The organism is Varibaculum massiliense (assembly GCF_900106855.1).
Classification (GTDB): domain Bacteria; phylum Actinomycetota; class Actinomycetes; order Actinomycetales; family Actinomycetaceae; genus Varibaculum; species Varibaculum massiliense.
Map to the genome: position 1 here is coordinate 1,785,657 of NZ_FNWI01000004.1, position 15,126 is coordinate 1,800,782.

Annotated in this window: 19 protein-coding genes; 18 read left to right on the top strand and 1 reads right to left on the bottom strand. The window is 57.5% G+C overall.

Annotated elements, in window-relative coordinates; translation table 11 throughout:
* Positions 1 to 18: 18 nt before the first annotated feature.
* From BQ5456_RS07985 to BQ5456_RS10445, 7 genes are read left to right on the top strand one after another with little or no spacing between them, the layout of a single operon-like run.
* Positions 19 to 336, top strand: coding sequence for a head-tail connector protein (locus tag BQ5456_RS07985; protein ID WP_071129509.1), 318 nt, complete (start codon positions 19 to 21; stop codon positions 334 to 336).
* Positions 337 to 348: 12 nt separating this feature from the next.
* On the top strand, positions 349 to 687 hold the full coding sequence (locus BQ5456_RS07990; protein ID WP_071129510.1) for a head-tail adaptor protein: 339 nt from the start codon (positions 349 to 351) through the stop codon (positions 685 to 687).
* Positions 680 to 1,117, top strand: coding sequence for an HK97-gp10 family putative phage morphogenesis protein (locus BQ5456_RS07995; RefSeq protein ID WP_071129511.1), 438 nt, complete (start codon positions 680 to 682; stop codon positions 1,115 to 1,117). Before BQ5456_RS07990 ends, BQ5456_RS07995 begins: the two co-directional genes overlap by 8 nt.
* Positions 1,114 to 1,458 carry a hypothetical protein gene (locus BQ5456_RS08000; RefSeq protein WP_024058349.1) on the top strand — a complete coding sequence of 115 codons (345 nt, stop codon included), beginning with the start codon at positions 1,114 to 1,116 and terminating at the stop codon, positions 1,456 to 1,458. The genes BQ5456_RS07995 and BQ5456_RS08000 overlap by 4 nt, the downstream gene beginning before the upstream one ends.
* A 12-nt stretch (positions 1,459 to 1,470) precedes the next feature.
* Complete coding sequence (locus BQ5456_RS08005; RefSeq protein WP_024058350.1) at positions 1,471 to 2,055, top strand: major tail protein; 585 nt, start codon at positions 1,471 to 1,473, stop codon at positions 2,053 to 2,055.
* A 20-nt stretch (positions 2,056 to 2,075) separates the two neighbouring features.
* Positions 2,076 to 2,492: a hypothetical protein gene (locus tag BQ5456_RS08010; RefSeq protein ID WP_024058351.1), complete on the top strand. Its 417-nt coding sequence runs from the start codon at positions 2,076 to 2,078 to the stop codon at positions 2,490 to 2,492.
* Positions 2,493 to 2,536: 44 nt separating this feature from the next.
* Positions 2,537 to 2,686, top strand: coding sequence for a hypothetical protein (locus BQ5456_RS10445; protein ID WP_169740224.1), 150 nt, complete (start codon positions 2,537 to 2,539; stop codon positions 2,684 to 2,686).
* Here the strand turns inward: BQ5456_RS10445 and BQ5456_RS08015 are convergent.
* Positions 2,683 to 3,141: a hypothetical protein gene (locus tag BQ5456_RS08015; protein WP_235858559.1), complete on the bottom strand. Its 459-nt coding sequence runs from the start codon at positions 3,139 to 3,141 to the stop codon at positions 2,683 to 2,685. The two genes, BQ5456_RS10445 and BQ5456_RS08015, sit on opposite strands and share 4 nt — an antisense overlap.
* Positions 3,142 to 3,212: 71 nt before the next feature.
* Here BQ5456_RS08015 and BQ5456_RS08020 point away from each other — a divergent pair, with 71 nt between their 5' ends.
* From BQ5456_RS08020 to BQ5456_RS08065, 11 genes are all read left to right on the top strand, one after another.
* Entirely contained in the window at positions 3,213 to 5,888 is a 2,676-nt protein-coding gene (locus tag BQ5456_RS08020; protein WP_071129513.1) for a phage tail protein, read from the top strand.
* A gap of 2 nt (positions 5,889 to 5,890) precedes the next feature.
* On the top strand, positions 5,891 to 6,583 hold the full coding sequence (locus tag BQ5456_RS08025) for a hypothetical protein (protein WP_024058354.1): 693 nt from the start codon (positions 5,891 to 5,893) through the stop codon (positions 6,581 to 6,583).
* 73 nt (positions 6,584 to 6,656) lie between these two features.
* On the top strand, positions 6,657 to 9,488 hold the full coding sequence (locus BQ5456_RS08030) for a phage tail spike protein (protein WP_071129514.1): 2,832 nt from the start codon (positions 6,657 to 6,659) through the stop codon (positions 9,486 to 9,488).
* 16 nt (positions 9,489 to 9,504) lie between these two features.
* Complete coding sequence (locus tag BQ5456_RS08035; RefSeq protein ID WP_071129515.1) at positions 9,505 to 9,927, top strand: DUF1617 family protein; 423 nt, start codon at positions 9,505 to 9,507, stop codon at positions 9,925 to 9,927.
* A complete protein-coding gene (locus BQ5456_RS08040; protein WP_007000729.1) occupies positions 9,924 to 10,145 on the top strand; it encodes a hypothetical protein in 222 nt (73 codons plus the stop codon). The genes BQ5456_RS08035 and BQ5456_RS08040 overlap by 4 nt, the downstream gene beginning before the upstream one ends.
* A gap of 91 nt (positions 10,146 to 10,236) precedes the next feature.
* Positions 10,237 to 10,695: a phage holin family protein gene (locus tag BQ5456_RS08045; RefSeq protein ID WP_071129516.1), complete on the top strand. Its 459-nt coding sequence runs from the start codon at positions 10,237 to 10,239 to the stop codon at positions 10,693 to 10,695.
* On the top strand, positions 10,695 to 11,516 hold the full coding sequence (locus tag BQ5456_RS08050; protein WP_071129517.1) for an N-acetylmuramoyl-L-alanine amidase: 822 nt from the start codon (positions 10,695 to 10,697) through the stop codon (positions 11,514 to 11,516). The genes BQ5456_RS08045 and BQ5456_RS08050 overlap by 1 nt, the downstream gene beginning before the upstream one ends.
* 131 nt (positions 11,517 to 11,647) lie before the next feature.
* Positions 11,648 to 12,031, top strand: a complete 384-nt coding sequence (locus BQ5456_RS10320; RefSeq protein ID WP_143037062.1) for a hypothetical protein — start codon at positions 11,648 to 11,650, stop codon at positions 12,029 to 12,031.
* Complete coding sequence (locus BQ5456_RS08055; protein ID WP_024058360.1) at positions 12,028 to 12,237, top strand: hypothetical protein; 210 nt, start codon at positions 12,028 to 12,030, stop codon at positions 12,235 to 12,237. Before BQ5456_RS10320 ends, BQ5456_RS08055 begins: the two co-directional genes overlap by 4 nt.
* 103 nt (positions 12,238 to 12,340) lie before the next feature.
* Entirely contained in the window at positions 12,341 to 13,534 is a 1,194-nt protein-coding gene (locus BQ5456_RS08060) for a recombinase family protein (RefSeq protein WP_235858587.1), read from the top strand.
* Entirely contained in the window at positions 13,531 to 15,108 is a 1,578-nt protein-coding gene (locus tag BQ5456_RS08065; protein WP_071129519.1) for a recombinase family protein, read from the top strand. Before BQ5456_RS08060 ends, BQ5456_RS08065 begins: the two co-directional genes overlap by 4 nt.
* Positions 15,109 to 15,126 lie beyond the last annotated feature (18 nt).

Consider the following 15,126-nt stretch of genomic DNA (forward strand, 5'->3'; position numbering starts at 1 on the left):
TGGAAGGAGGTGGTCGCAATGACCACGGTTGATTTGGTTGCGCAGGTGAAGGCGAACCTGCTCATCACCTTCGACGATGACGACAAGCTGATCGGCGCGCTGATCAATGCGGCCACCTCCTACGCCTGCTCCTTCCAACACTTGCCCGAAAACCACTACGAAACACACGAGATGTCTGGGGCAACCAGGCAGGGCATTGTCATGCTCGCCAGCCATTTCTATGAGTCTCGTGATGGTTCCACGGCAGGTTTCTGGTCCGATAAACCAGATGCGGCGCGGGCGGTGTGGAACGCGGTGAACAATCTGCTGCGTCTGGACCGGGATTGGAAAGTCTAAGGAGAACAACTCATGGCTTCTTTGGGATCCATGCGCACCACCATCGACCTTATACAGCCAACGGTTATCCGCGATAAGGCGGGGTTCACCACCACGCGCGACGAAGTGCGAGCAACCGTGCGAGCGCAGATCGAGGTCCGACACGCATCGAGCGCGTGGGTGAACCGGGCAGCGTACTCAAAGGCCGATGTCCTCTTCCGCATCCGTACCATCCCCGGACTATTCGTGACCACGAATATGGAGATCAGTGAACCAGGCGGGCGGTATGTGATCGACGCAGTCGAGGTGATCGGCCGGTATGTCGAGATTCTTGCCCACCAGACCACGCCCGAAGGAGAGGCCCATGGCTAGAGTCCAGATTCGCCTGCCTAACGCGTTCATTGATTCTCTTGATGCTGCGAGCCGTGTGCTGGAGTCTTCGGCTGATGAGGTGCTTGAGGCAGGAGCAGCCGTGGTCGAGCCGCGCATGCGAGCAAACCTCACCAGTGCAATCGGACGCGCCACCAAGCAGCCCTCGCGTTCAACAGGACAACTACTCAGCGCTTTGGGCACAACGGGCGTGAAGGTGAACTCGAAAGGTGATCACAATATTAAGGTCGGCTTTGCTGAGAACCGCCGCGACGGTAGAGCGAATGCGTTGATCGCGAACGTCCTCGAACACGGCCGTAGTAATCAGCCCGCGCGCCCATTTCTTGCACCCACACGGTCGCAAACAAGGCGTGGTGCGATCGAAGCCATGAAGGCGGCGCTCACAGCGCGCATTGAGCAGGTGGGGCCATGAACACATTATTGGAACAACTCTCGATGATCGCTGACAAGCTCGGGCTGCCGTTCGAAGTCGGCCTCTACACGACGACGCCTGTGCCGCAGACGTACCTGGTGGCAACCCCGCTGACAGACATGTTCGACGTGTTCGCAGACAATCAACCCAGTATCGAGGTTGAGGAAGTTCGCCTCGCACTTTTCACGAAATCTAACTATCTCGACCTGCGCAACCTCATTACTCGCGCCCTGCTCGACGCAGAACTAACCATCACTGGCCGTAGCTATGTTGGCTTTGAAGCTGATACCGGATTCCACCATTACGCGATAGACGTCGCAACCCACCACACCTACAGATAAGGAGAATTTCTCATGGCGACTATTGGCTTAGACAAGCTCTACTACGCCACCATCACCGAAAACCCCGATACGGGTGAGGAAACCTACGCCAAACCCAAACCGCTGGCCAAAGCCATCTCGGCCGAGCTCTCCGTTGAGGTGGCTGAAGCGATCCTGTACGCCGATGACGGGCCGAGTGAGATCGTCAAAGAATTCAAATCCGGCACCCTGACCCTCGGCGTCGACGACCTCGGCGGCGAAGCGGCAGCCGCGCTGACGGGTGCGACCGTGGACTCCAACGGCGTGCTCATCTCTGCCTCCGAGGATGGTGGGGCTCCGGTGGCGATTGGTTTCCGCGCAGCACGCTCCAACGGTAAGTATCAGTATTTTTGGCTCTACCGGGTCAAGTTCGCCCTCCCAACAGAAACGCTGGCCACCAAAGCCGACTCGATTACGTTCTCGACCCCGAGCATTGAGGGCACGATTTTGCGGCGTAACAAGCCAGATGCGAAGGGGCGTCATCCGTGGAAGGCCGAAGTGCTAGAGGGCGCAACCGGGGTCAAGCCTGAGACGATCACGAACTGGTATGCCCAAGTCTACGAACCCGCCACCAGCTAACGAGCAAGGAGTACCAAGCGATGACCTGCAAGAAGAAAACTGAATCTGTTGTGGAACTAGGGCGCTCCGCCACTGTCACCATTGGCGGGGAGGACTACGAGCTCGTTCTCACCACGAAAGCCACACGTCTGATCGCCGAGCGCTATGGCGGCCTCGAACACCTGGGTAACGCCCTCGAAACGTCTGATGATTTGGGCAAGACGCTCGGTGAGGTGATTTGGCTAATCACGCTGCTGGCCAACCAGTCCATCCAGATCCACAACCACCGCCACCCAGACGACAAGCGCCCAGAGCTGACCGAGGACGAGGTCGAACTACTCACTGTGCCTGCCGATCTGGCGGACTATCGTGGCGCGATCGCCGAAGCTCTCCAGCGCGGCACACGCCGAGACATCCTTACCGAGCCAGCCCCAAAAGCACCAGAAGCGGACGGATAGTCGACAACGATCAGGCTGTGTTCACGCGGCTGACGTATATCGGAATGGCCCACCTTCACCTATCACGGGTAGAGGTGGGCTTAACCGTGTTCGGGGAACTGTTGGATCTGGTCGACTGCTGGCGGTTAGAAACCGGCAGAGCACAGCCGCTACGTCAATGGTTCATCGACGACGTCATCCCCGCTGGGATTTAGCAATTTCGATGTGACATGGGTAAATCGTTCACGAGACGATGGAATTCCTTACGCGCTGCATCCTCGATTTCGTCCCAAGTAAACAAATCCTTGAGGTACTTGCAGCGAGAAGTATTCGTCTCCATCTCAAGCATGTGTTTCAATGCTTGCTTGTCGTTTTGTAGGAGGCCCAACGCTTCGAGAATCCACAAGCGAAGCTCAGGTCGTTGAGTGAACGAATGGCCTTCCCAAACCTTTCGAGCCAAGAGTTCCTTATAACTTCGCTTTACGTTGTCTCTCCTTGCAGTTTCAAAATCAAAGTATTCCTTCGATAGAAAAACTGACGAAGCGTGAGTTCGGATCGAGAACCACCAGCGGCTCTCATCTGGTTGAGGGAAACACGTCTCGAAGGCATCAGCAAGCGGCGTAGGCCCTTTTAGCTCAGCTAGTACTGCACCGAAGTCTTCCGCACTCATTCCCATAGGTTTCCCCCTTCACTTAGCAATTTGCTCCCTTTTCATTATCCCTTCGAGGAGGTGACCTTGTCATGGCTGACAGTTCGTTTGGTTTGAAGATTGGGCTTGAGGGTGAGCGTGAGTTCAAGCGCGCGATCACGGATATTAACCGTGAGATGCGAGTGCTCGGCAGTGAGATGAAGCTGGTGGCGTCCTCGTTTGATAAGAACGACAAGTCCGCCGAAGCCCTCACCGCCCGCAACCAAGTACTCGGCAAAGAAATCGAAGCTCAGAAAGCCAAGATCGAGACCCTGCGCGCCGCACTCGAAAACAGCGCTTCCTCGTTTGGTGAGAATGATTCGCGGACGAAGAATTGGCAGATCCAGCTCAACAACGCAGGCGCGGAGCTCAACCGGCTCGAAAGTGAACTCAAATCGAATAATGACGCCCTCTCTGATTTCGGGAACGAAGCAGACGGTGCCGGTGACGATGCTAAAGACGCCGCCAAGGACGCGGGCAAACTCGAGGGCGCGGTCGATGATCTCGGAGACGAGATGTACACCACCAGCTCCAAAACCCGCATCTTCGGCGACGTGTTGAAAGCCAACCTCGCCTCCGAAGCCATCATCGCCGGGGTCAAGGGTATCGGGCATGCGATCGCCTCGATCGGTCGCGGCATGGCCGGAGCCCTCAAAGAGGGCGTGGAGTACAACGCCCGCATGGAGCAATACTCGACCTCCTTCACCACGATGCTCGGCGATCAAGCCAAAGCCCAAAAACTCGTCAATGATCTGAAAGTACAGGCGGCAAAGACTCCGTTTGGTATGGAGGATCTTGCGGGCAACATGCAAACCCTCCTGAGCTTTGGCATGAGCTTGGAGGATGCGAAAAAGCACCTGAACGAAATCGGCGACATTAGCCAAGGTGACGCGGTGAAGATGGAGTCCTTGACACTCGCCTTCGCCCAAATGTCTTCGACCGGCAAGCTCACGGGGCAGGACTTGCTGCAGATGATCAACGCCGGATTCAACCCCTTAGAAGAAATCTCGCGTAAGACCGGCAAGAGTATTGGTGAACTCAAAGAAGATATGGCGAAGGGTGCTATTTCGGCTGATATGGTCGCTGACGCCTTTGCGTCTGCCACTAGCGAGGGCGGGCGTTTCTACGGGGCTATGGACGCCCAATCCAAGACCTTTAGCGGCCAGTTGGCGACGATGCAGGATGGGGTCGAGAACCTCAAAGGCCTCCTCGCAGGCGGATTCTCTGAGGCGTTGGCTGGGTCGGTGTTGCCGATGGTGAACGGCTGGATCGACGAACTCACGACAGCTTTTGAAGAAGGCGGAACACCCGCCCTCATCGACACTCTCGGTAGCGTATTGCAAGAAGCACTTGGTTTTATTGCTGAGCAACTACCTATGGTGGTCGAGACCGGCATGAGCATTTTGACCGCGCTCCTTGAAGGCATTATCAAGGTGTTGCCACAAGTGGCCGAGACGGCGGTGACGTTGATTATCGCTCTGGTCGAGGCAATCATCGAAGCGTTGCCGTCCCTGTTGGAGGCGGCAATACAGATCATCGCCACACTGGTCTCTGGTATCGGCGAAGCACTACCGGAACTGGTTCCTGCGGCGGTGGAGATGCTCATGGCTTTAGTGCAGGGGCTGGTCGATAACCTCCCGTTGCTTCTTGATGCGGCGTTGCAGCTCATCACCGGACTTACCGAAGGCTTGATCGCTGCCATTCCCGTGATCATCGAAGCCCTCCCACAGATCATCACCGGGATTGTCACGTTCCTTGTGGGGGCGATCCCGCAGATCATCGAAGCAGGAATCCAACTCTTAACGGCTCTGATCGGTGCATTGCCTCAGATCATCACAGCGATTGTCGCAGCACTCCCACAGATTATTACCGCGATCGTCAGCGGCGTGGTCGGCGCAATCCCGCAACTCATCGACGCAGGGATCCAGCTACTGACGGCTTTGATTGGGGCGTTGCCGCAGATCATTACGACTATCGTGGCCGCGCTCCCGCAGATTATCGGAGCTATTGTGTCGGCGATTGGTGGGGCGATCCCGCAACTCGTCCAAGCAGGCATCCAACTCTTGACCGCGTTGGTACGAAACCTGCCGCAGATTATTTCCACAATCGTCGCAGCAATCCCATCGATTATTTCTGGGATTGTGTCTGCTGTTGGTCAGGGCGTCTCAGCGATGGCCCAGGCGGGCAAAAACCTCGTCTACGGCCTGTGGAACGGTATCCAATCCTTAGCGGGGTGGCTGTGGAATTCGGTCTCGAACTGGGCATCAGGTATTTGGGACTCCATCACTGGCTTCTTCGGCATCCACTCACCGTCACGCAAGATGGCCTGGGCAGGACGGATGCTTGTCGAAGGCCTCGCAGGCTCCATCCGCACGGACGGCAACAAGGCTGTCACCGCAGCTTCAGGGCTCGCGCGCGACACGATAGACGCCTTCGCCGACCTTGAGGACGGGCTGGCCGTGCCGATCGAGGCGGTGGCAGACCTGCAAGTGCCGAGCGTTGACCTCACCCCACAACCCGTGACTGTATCTCAGCGAAGTACTGATGAAGCGGCAGAGCGTGTGGATGCCGCTGGGATCGTGGACGCAACGGCGAAACGCATCCTGTCCTCGCTGGACATTAGCGTGAAGCTCTCGGATGGGACGCTGGTTGGCAAACTCGCACCTGCTCTTGACAAACAACTCGCACGCCTCGATCGGCGGCAGACCGTGATGGCAGGAGGCTACTGATCATGTTTGGTTTCACGCTGAACAGCGCGGAGACTTCGGCGTCGCTCGGTCTGCGACTCACGGCGCCGGTGGCGATTCCCGCAGCCGTCCGTGCGGTGGATGATATTGAGGTCGAAGGCAGAGCAGGAACCCTCACGCGCTTCACGGGCTGGGAGGATACCGAGATCGAGCTTGAGCTCGCCGTTCCTGTTCGTGACGGGCTCCACCAGTATCGGCAGGCTGCTCACGAGCTGACGGGCTCTTCGACGATTGAGTTGACTGCCGAGCCTGGTGTTTACCGCAAGGTTAAGCACTGCGAAGTGAGCGAACTGCGCCGGGAGCTATCGGGGTGGGGGTTCTTCACCGCGCGGCTCACCTGCCAGCCCTTCACTTACCTGACCGAGGGATTGAATCCAGTAACGCTCACTGCATCTGGGACGATCACGAACCCCGGCCTACTCGATGCGGATCCGATCATCACCGTTACTGGCACCGGAACGTTGTCTTTGACGATCAATGCGCGCGTCTATCACGTGAATTCGCCAGCAGGTTCCGTCACGCTCGACAGCGAACGCCTCGTCGCACACGCCCACGGGAAAGTCCAGACCGATGCGCTCACCGAAACCTTCCCGACCTTCAAGCCTGGGATCAATCGCCTCACGCTCGGCGCGGGTATTTCGAAGATCGTGATCACGCCGAACTGGCGCAACCCCTAACACCCAACTCACGCAAGTTCCGATGGCCATCCCTTCGTGGGGTGGCCAAATTGTTTTGTTTGGAAGGCCTCTCATGATTACGGTTCACGACCGCACCGCCACGACATTCACCACCACCGGACTCGGCGTGCTCGACCGGGAAATCATCAACCCGATCGTGGTTGAGGAACTAGGTGGCGAATTCTCACTGACCTTCACCTACCCAGCAGACGGTCCTGCAGCACAGAACCTTACGCTTGAGAACATTGTGGCAGCGCCCGTGCCAGGGCTGGAGCAACGGCAGGGGTTCCGCATCAGCGAGATCGCCACCACGCTTGACGGCATGCTCGAAGTGACGGCGTTTCACGTGTTCTATGATCTGGCGGCGAACCTCATCGCCGACACCTACGTGGTCAACAAAACCGCGAAAGGCGCACTGACCCAGATCCTTGGGGCGGCAAACACTAAGCACGGGTTTACTGCTACCTCCTCGGATACGGTGACCAGGGCATCGGCGCGGATAGTGCGCATGCCCATCGCCGCCGCTCTCATGGATGCGGGCGAGGACAACACGTTCGCTGCGCGTTGGGGCGGCGAGATTACGCGTAATAATTGGCTGATCCATCACACGCCCATGCGCGGAGCCAACCACGGGGTGGTCATCCGTGATCGGAAGAACCTCACCGGCTTTGAATCATCCATTGACTTCTCAACAGTGGCGACGCGGATTCTGCCAGTCGGATACGACGGCCTACTCCTACCCGAACTGTATGTCGATAGTCCGAAGTTGGGTGATTATGTGGTGCCGCGTATCCGCGTCATCCGCTACGGACAAGTCAAAGCCATCACCGACAAAGACAACCCGCGTGAGGGTGAACTCCCACTCGACCAAGCCCACTCTGAGCTGCGCCGACTAGCTGCAGCAGAATTCAGCGCAAGACATGTCGATGAGCTGTCGGGCTCGTATAAGGTGCGGTTCGTCGATCTCGCCACCACCCGTGAATACGCTGATCTTGCACGCCTGGAAACCGTCGAAATTGGCGACACCGTGACCGTCCGCCACACTGATCTTGGGATTGCGCTCACGGCACGGGTGGTCGCTTACGAATACAACCCGCTCACGCTCCAGTACATCTCCGTTGAGCTGGGTTCTACTGCTCGGAAGTTCACGTCTGTCACCCGGCAGGTCAAAACCGCCATCAATACGGCGGTGGCTGCGTCGGATGCGGCAGGATTCGCACTCGCTTCAGCGGATGGGAAGAACACCAACCACTACGGCAGCATCCAGCCCGCCAAGGCCAAGCTGGGTGACACGTGGTTCCGGCAAAATGGCGAACAGGTCGAGATCTGGATCTACCGGCTCACTGATACCGGGCAGCCCGGCTGGATAGCACTCGCCACCGATCTGAATCATGCCCAGCTCGGTGCGGAACTCGATGCCGCCCGCACACAAGTCGGCCACGCCCTGCTTGCGGCCCAGAATGCACAAAACGCCGCCGATGCTGTCGCCACTCAGATGGCGTCGGCGCAGGTGGAGATTGACCAGGCCAAGACCGCAGCCGCTGGTGCTACCCAGCTGGCGCAGGACGCCCACGACATCGCGGTAACCTCGGATGGGCGGATCACGGTTGCCGTTGTTGACCCGAGCGTAGCGGACGCGGCTGGCCGACCGGAGGGTGCGCTGTGGCAAGTGCGCGTCGACGGAGTGATCGCCCGCCAATACATCCTCACCAACAACCAATGGGAACAAACACCGGTCGGTGCCGCGATGATCGGGCCGAAAGCGATCAGCCAAGCACACATCGCAGACGCCGCCATCGGCACCGCACACATCGCTGATGCCGCGATCACCGACGCGAAAATCAGTTCACTGTCGGCAACCAAGATCACCAGCGGCTATCTCGCTGCTGGACGGATTGCTGCCGGCTCGATCACCTCCGACAAGCTGACGATCGCGAGTGGGTTCATCACCACCGCAATGATTGCCAACGCCGCGATCACGGACGCAAAGGTTGGCAGTCTATCGGCGTCGAAGATTACGACCGGTACCTTGTCGGCTGCACGCATCGCAGCAGGGTCCATTACCTCGGACAAGTTGACGATCGCTAACGGTTTTATCCAGTCCGTGATGATCAAGGACGCTGCGGTCACATCGGCCAAGATTGCTTCGCTGGATGCTGGGAAGATCACCACCGGCACGTTGTCGGCAGCTCGGATTGAGGCGCGCTCGATTACGGCAGACAAGCTCGCAGCCAACGCCATCCAAGTAGGTCTTGCCGGGTGGACGCAATCTATCCGCATCACCCCGTATCAGATCGCTTGGTATAACGGCTCCACGTTGGAAGGGACAATCTCCAGTTCCGGGATGAAATTCTGGTACGGCACCCGCTACATCGGGGAAATGGCACGCCGTGCCCACAAGGACAAGCCCGACGTGCAAGGCGTCGTCAACCAGGTCGCCTATCAAGGCGACTATGTGGCCTGGACATACCAGACGGTTTCCGGCGGCACCTACTACACCTGCCTCACCCTGGATCCGAAGGGACGCTTCTACGGCAAGGCCGGCATTCATCTCGGTGCTGACTTGCGCACCAACGGCTACAAGTTCTACACCACCGGCTCGCGCTACGTGACCTTGCAAGACTGCACGCTCACCGGGAAAGGCACCTACGCCGGGTGGGCGTCGAGCAATGGGCTGGCGAAGATCGTCTTCCACACCTACGACCTGATGGTCGTCACCAATGGGTCGTATTACAACATGACCCGCCTATTCGACCGCACCAAAGATTTGATGTCGCGGATGAACGCGATCCTCAGCCTGCTCAATCAGGGGTGGATCACATCCATCTCCGGAACCGGATCGAACATCACGTGGCGGTACTTCTCCAACACTGGATTATCGGCCATGTCCACCAACCTCGCATAAGTAAAAGGAAACACTGATGAAGATCAAGATCGCCAACCAGCACCTCCAACCCGTCGCCGAGCTACTCGCTGGGATGCCGCTCAAAGCCGCTCAATCTAGGGCGCGCTCCAAACTCCTCACGCTAGTGAAGGAAGCGATTGCTCGGTTCGGGGAGGACGAATACGACCTCGTCACCGAATTCGCAACACTTGACGATCAGGGTCGCCCAGTCTTTGGTGACGACGGCACCTTTGCTCTCGCTGACCCCGATAAAGCGAGTGAATTCCTCGAAGCTCGCCAGGCCCTGCTCGCGTCGATCGCTGAAGTATCTGGTCCGACCTACGACGGCCACGACAATGACGTGAAAACACTTCTTGATGGCTATGACGGTGAGCTGTCTGGCGAAACGGCCGAGGCCTACGACGTTCTCTACGACGCGATCACCAAGGACAACACATGAGCGCCGAAGAAGAAAAGAGCAAAGAACTCACCGAAGTCTCCGCTGATGAGTCAACGCCTGACGATGAGGTGCAGTTGCCGATCGTCCCAATTGAATCCGATACAACGCCTGCACCACCAGCAGAGGCCATCGAAACCCACGAACTCCCAGCACCCAAGGCGGCGTCCTTCGACTTGAGCCTGCCGATCTTGGAGGTCTTGACTGACCCGACTATGTAAATCGCTGCGCTACACCAATTTTTGATGCCTTCACCCCAGATGGGTGGGGGTATTTTTCATTTGCCCACCCACCCTGGAAGGAACACGCTTTATGTCTATTCACGCTATCTGGCACACCACCCAAGCAGGCCTCGCAGGCCTCGGCGCATGGCTCGCCGCCTACCTCAGAGGCCTCGACGGCCTCGTCTATGCCCTGATCGTCTTCGCTATCGCCGACTACATCACCGGGGTGCTCGCCGCCATCTCAGAGCGCCGCCTCTCCAGCGCAGTTGGTTTCAGGGGTATCAGCCGCAAGATCCTTATCTTCACCCTCGTCGGGCTCGCCCATTTGATCGACGTCCATATTCTCGGAGCGCCCGGCGTGCTGCGTGCGGCGGTCATTTTCTTCTACCTGTCCAACGAAGGCATCTCCCTGATTGAGAACGCCACCCGCTTGGGTCTGCCTGTGCCTGCCCAGATGCGTGGAGCTTTGGATGCGATCGCGAACCGCGCCGACACCAGACCCTCACTCACCGAAACGACCACTGAAAACACAAAGGAGATTCACTGATGAAGAATTGGCTCGCGCTTGAGGCTGACATCGACCTCATCATGAACAAGCACTACACACCCGGCAGGAACGGTAGACGGATCGATAAGGTCATCATCCACCACAACGCCGGAAACCTTACCATCAAGGGATGTTACGACGTCTGGCAAACCCGCCCAGCTTCCGCCCACTACCAAGTCCAATCCGACGGACGCATAGGTCAGTTGGTGTGGGACCGCGACACCGCCTGGCACGCAGGAAACTGGGTAGCCAACACCACCAGTATTGGCATCGAACACGCCGACATGACCAGTGATCCATGGACTGTATCCGAGGCGTGCCTTGATAACGGAGCACACCTCGTGGCCGCAATCTGTAAATTCTACGGTCTCGGCCGACCGGTCTGGGGGAAGAACGTGTTTGGTCACAAGAACTTCTCCTCGACCGAATGCCCAGCCTCGCTGGCAGGCAGTCAGCATGCCGCCTATATGGCTCGCGCACAGTCTTGGTATGACCAGATGACCGGCAACACCCCAGCACCAGCACCAGCACCAGCCACACCGGACATCGACGCTCTCGCCGATGCCGTGATCCGTGGCGACTACGGCAACGGTGAAGAACGTAAGCGTCGCCTCGGAGCCAACTACGCCGCCATCCAACAGCGAGTCAACGAAAAGCTCTCCGGCAACACGCCTGCCACGAAGCCCGCTGCACCCAACATCGATGCGCTGGCTGACGCCGTGATCCGTGGCGAGTACGGCAATGGTGAGGAACGTAAACGACGTCTCGGAAACCTCTACAGCGCGGTGCAAGCGCGCGTGAACGCCAAGCTCGGCTACTAACCACACGCGCCACTGTGCAACTTAGCCCCGCTGCTACCCGTCATGGGTGGTGGCGGGGCTTTTCGTCATTTTACGGGCGGATTTAACACATACGGGTTTGTCGGCAGTGGGGTGAAGGGAGTGACCCCACTGTGAAGAACATTGAAGAAGAACGTATCCGTAACCTGCGCACAGCAGGCTGGGGATATAAAGCGATTGCCGAGTTTTGCGCCTTGACCCGTGACCAGGTCCGTTCATACTGCACCAGCCGAAATCTCGAGGCCGGTTCAGTGGTGGCTCAGCGGGTGTGCCGCTGGTGTGCCAGCCCTATTCGGGGAGGTGCTCGGGCTCGGTTTTGCTCCCCCGCCTGCAGGCATAAAGCGTGGCGGGAACGGCAGAAAACCGAGCCAGTGCGCGAGCAGACCTGTGCGCACTGCGGGCACCGCTTCGTGATCGTGGACAAGCCAGGTCAAAAGTATTGCTGTCACGCCTGTTATGTGCGTGCTCGCTTTGGCACCCGAGGTGGGCGCTCATGAACACGCTCGCCACCACGGTTGATCAGATGACAAGGCCCGAGGTGTTCGCCCGAGAACTCGCCTTCATTACTGACGCTCACACGTTGAGCATGCTGGCAGGTCGAGGAGTGCTAACCCCCGCAGAGTATCGGCGTGTCTATCGGTTGTTGTTCCAGGCGTGGACGCCGATCTATCAACCACAGATTGTGGGCGAAACGACTGGATAAACACCTGGTTTAGAGCGTGTATAGACCTAACGCGAAAGGAGAAAACGTGGCACAAGTTAGTGTGGTGACACCAGTTCGGCCGCCGACCCCGAAACTGGTCAACGTGGCAGCATATACGCGGGTCTCAACCAACGCCGTCGAGCAGTTAGCATCCCTATCGGCGCAAGTGTCGTATTATTCGCGCCTGATCCAGTCCACGCCCGGATGGGCCTATGCGGGCGTGTTCACCGATGAGGGTATTACTGGCACTTCGATGAAATCCCGGCAAGGCCTGGCCGACCTGATGAACGCTGCCAGAGCAGGAAAGATCGATCTTGTGTTGTGTAAATCGATCTCGCGCCTTGCCCGCAACACTGTCGACCTGCTCGCTACGGTTCGTGAGCTGAAAGACCTTGGTGTGGCCGTGCGCTTCGAACGCGAACGCATCGACACCCTCAGCGCTGACGGAGAACTCCTGCTGACCTTGTTGGCGTCGTTTGCTCAAGAAGAATCACGTTCCCTGTCCCAGAACGTCAAATGGGCGATCCGTAACCGGTACAAGAACGGTGGAACAAACTCCTTCGTCGTCTACGGCTATAGCTGGGCAGACGGCGAGTTCACCATCATTGACGATGAAGCCAAGATTGTGCGCCTACTGTTTGCCAATTATCTCGATGGGATCAGCCCGGAAAAGACAGCCGCGATCCTCAATGGTCAAGGTGTACGTTCGCGCGGTGGAGGACGCTTCTACGGGTCAGTGTTTCGTCGCATGCTCGAAAATGAGCGCTACAAGGGCTGCCAGATGCTGCAGAAAATGTACCGCCCTGCGATCCAAGCACCCACACGTGCCCTCAATGACGGGGAGCTGCCGCGATACTGGGGTGAGCAAGCCCTCCCACCCATCATCGATAAGTCTGTGTTTGACGCGGTGCAAGCAGAAATCGCCTATCGGCGTGAGATTGGTCCGGCTGCGACCCCGTCAAAGAACACGGGCGTGTTCACTGGACGGATCTGTTGTGGCGCGTGTGGGAAGAACTATCAACGCAAAACCCGCACCTACAAGTCTGGAACCTCGTATAAGTTTTGGCGATGTTGGAGTGCCTGTACCGGGAACGGCAACCCCTGTAGGGGGCATAATCTGCGCGAAACGCTCCTCGAACACGCCTGCGCAGATGTGCTCGGCACCCAAAGTTTCGACCCTGTGTCGGTTGTTGAGCAGATCGTGATGATTGAAGCCTTCGAGCATCAGCTCACATTCCACCTCGCGGATGGAACTATGACGCCGGTGGGCTTAACCAGTGAGGGGAGGTTGGTGTGAGTCGCACGGTCACTGCGATACCCGCAACAAAGAAACCCGGAACTGTCACAACCCTGTCTGGTGTACCGGCACGCAGAAGGGTCGCCGCCTACGCGCGAGTCTCTACCGAGATGGAAGAACAAACCTCCTCCTACGAGGCGCAAATCGACTACTACACCACCTACATTCGCTCCCGTAATGATTGGCAGTTCGCGGGCATGTACTGCGACGAAGGTATCTCTGGCACCTCTATGAAGCGCCGTGAGGGATTCCAAACCATGATCGATGACGCCCTGGCAGGCAAAATCGACCTGATCCTCACCAAGAGTGTGTCCCGGTTTGCTCGCAACACGGTCGACTCCTTGACCACAGTCAGGAAACTCAAAGAAGTGGGAGTGGAGGTGTACTTCGAAAAGGAAAATATTTACACCTTTGACGCCAAAGGCGAATTGCTCATCACGATCATGTCCAGCCTGGCCCAGGAAGAATCCCGCTCTATCTCCGAAAACGTCACCTGGGGACACAGGAAACGTTTTGCCGATGGAAAAGTCATGGTGCCCTACAAGTCGCTGCTCGGATACAAGAAAGGAGCGGACGGCAGTCTCGTCATCGATGAAACCCAGGCACCGACTGTCCGGTTGATCTACCAGTTTTTCCTTGACGGGATGGCTATCAGTGAGATCAAAACCGAGCTCGCTGCCCGCAAGATTCTCACCCCGCGTGGGAAAGAAGTGTGGTCAACGTCGACAGTGCGTTCCATCCTGTCGAATGAAAAATACAAGGGCGATGCCCTGCTGCAAAAGACGTTCACCACCGATTTCCTTACTAAGAAGATGAAGGTCAACGAAGGCGAAGTACCCCAATACTACGTAACAGGCAATCACGAGCCGATTATTGCTCCGCGCATCTGGGATCAGGTGCAATACGAGCTCACCACCAGGCATGGCAACATATCGTCAGCAAAAGTCGGCTTATTCTCCACCCGGCTCAAGTGTGCGCAGTGTGGTGCATGGTATGGGCGTAAAACGTGGGCGTCGAACACGAAATACAAGTACACAGTCTGGCAATGCAACCACAAATACGCAGGCGAACACCCTTGCAGCAGCGCGACGGTGAAAGACGAACATATCAAGAACGCTTTCGTCCAAGCACTCAACCAACTGATCGCCCGCCAGCCACGGCAAAGCCACCTACTGCAAATCTTTGACTCCATGTTTGATACGAGCCGTATGGAAGAACAAGCCGCCGCTTGCCAAACAAAAATCGTGGAACTCACTGAGCAGATCGAAGCACTGATAGCCGAAAACCAGCAACGCGCGCTCGACCAAGACGCCTACCAAAACAAGTACACAGAGCTCGATACTGCCTACCGTAAGACACTCGCACGCAAAACAAGCCTAGAGGCAGATATTGCAGCGAACACCGCCAAGCATGCCGCCGTCACCACAGCCCTAGACGATCTGGCAGGCGAACCTGTGAGCGAGTTCCGCCCCGCCCAGTGGAGCGCACTCATCGACCACGCCATCGTAGACGAGGATACGATCCGATTCGTATTCCGCACCGGTGAACAGGTGAGCATGACCCTGCAAGGGTGATATTGTAGCGGTTGACGT

Coding starts and splice junctions, on each gene's coding strand:
- BQ5456_RS07985 (WP_071129509.1), top strand. CDS start 19: ATGACCACGGTTGATTTGGTTGCGCAGGTGAAGGCGAACCTGCTCATC.
- BQ5456_RS07990 (WP_071129510.1), top strand. CDS start 349: ATGGCTTCTTTGGGATCCATGCGCACCACCATCGACCTTATACAGCCA.
- BQ5456_RS07995 (WP_071129511.1), top strand. CDS start 680: ATGGCTAGAGTCCAGATTCGCCTGCCTAACGCGTTCATTGATTCTCTT.
- BQ5456_RS08000 (WP_024058349.1), top strand. CDS start 1,114: ATGAACACATTATTGGAACAACTCTCGATGATCGCTGACAAGCTCGGG.
- BQ5456_RS08005 (WP_024058350.1), top strand. CDS start 1,471: ATGGCGACTATTGGCTTAGACAAGCTCTACTACGCCACCATCACCGAA.
- BQ5456_RS08010 (WP_024058351.1), top strand. CDS start 2,076: ATGACCTGCAAGAAGAAAACTGAATCTGTTGTGGAACTAGGGCGCTCC.
- BQ5456_RS10445 (WP_169740224.1), top strand. CDS start 2,537: ATGGCCCACCTTCACCTATCACGGGTAGAGGTGGGCTTAACCGTGTTC.
- BQ5456_RS08015 (WP_235858559.1), bottom strand. CDS start 3,141: ATGAGTGCGGAAGACTTCGGTGCAGTACTAGCTGAGCTAAAAGGGCCT.
- BQ5456_RS08020 (WP_071129513.1), top strand. CDS start 3,213: ATGGCTGACAGTTCGTTTGGTTTGAAGATTGGGCTTGAGGGTGAGCGT.
- BQ5456_RS08025 (WP_024058354.1), top strand. CDS start 5,891: ATGTTTGGTTTCACGCTGAACAGCGCGGAGACTTCGGCGTCGCTCGGT.
- BQ5456_RS08030 (WP_071129514.1), top strand. CDS start 6,657: ATGATTACGGTTCACGACCGCACCGCCACGACATTCACCACCACCGGA.
- BQ5456_RS08035 (WP_071129515.1), top strand. CDS start 9,505: ATGAAGATCAAGATCGCCAACCAGCACCTCCAACCCGTCGCCGAGCTA.
- BQ5456_RS08040 (WP_007000729.1), top strand. CDS start 9,924: ATGAGCGCCGAAGAAGAAAAGAGCAAAGAACTCACCGAAGTCTCCGCT.
- BQ5456_RS08045 (WP_071129516.1), top strand. CDS start 10,237: ATGTCTATTCACGCTATCTGGCACACCACCCAAGCAGGCCTCGCAGGC.
- BQ5456_RS08050 (WP_071129517.1), top strand. CDS start 10,695: ATGAAGAATTGGCTCGCGCTTGAGGCTGACATCGACCTCATCATGAAC.
- BQ5456_RS08055 (WP_024058360.1), top strand. CDS start 12,028: ATGAACACGCTCGCCACCACGGTTGATCAGATGACAAGGCCCGAGGTG.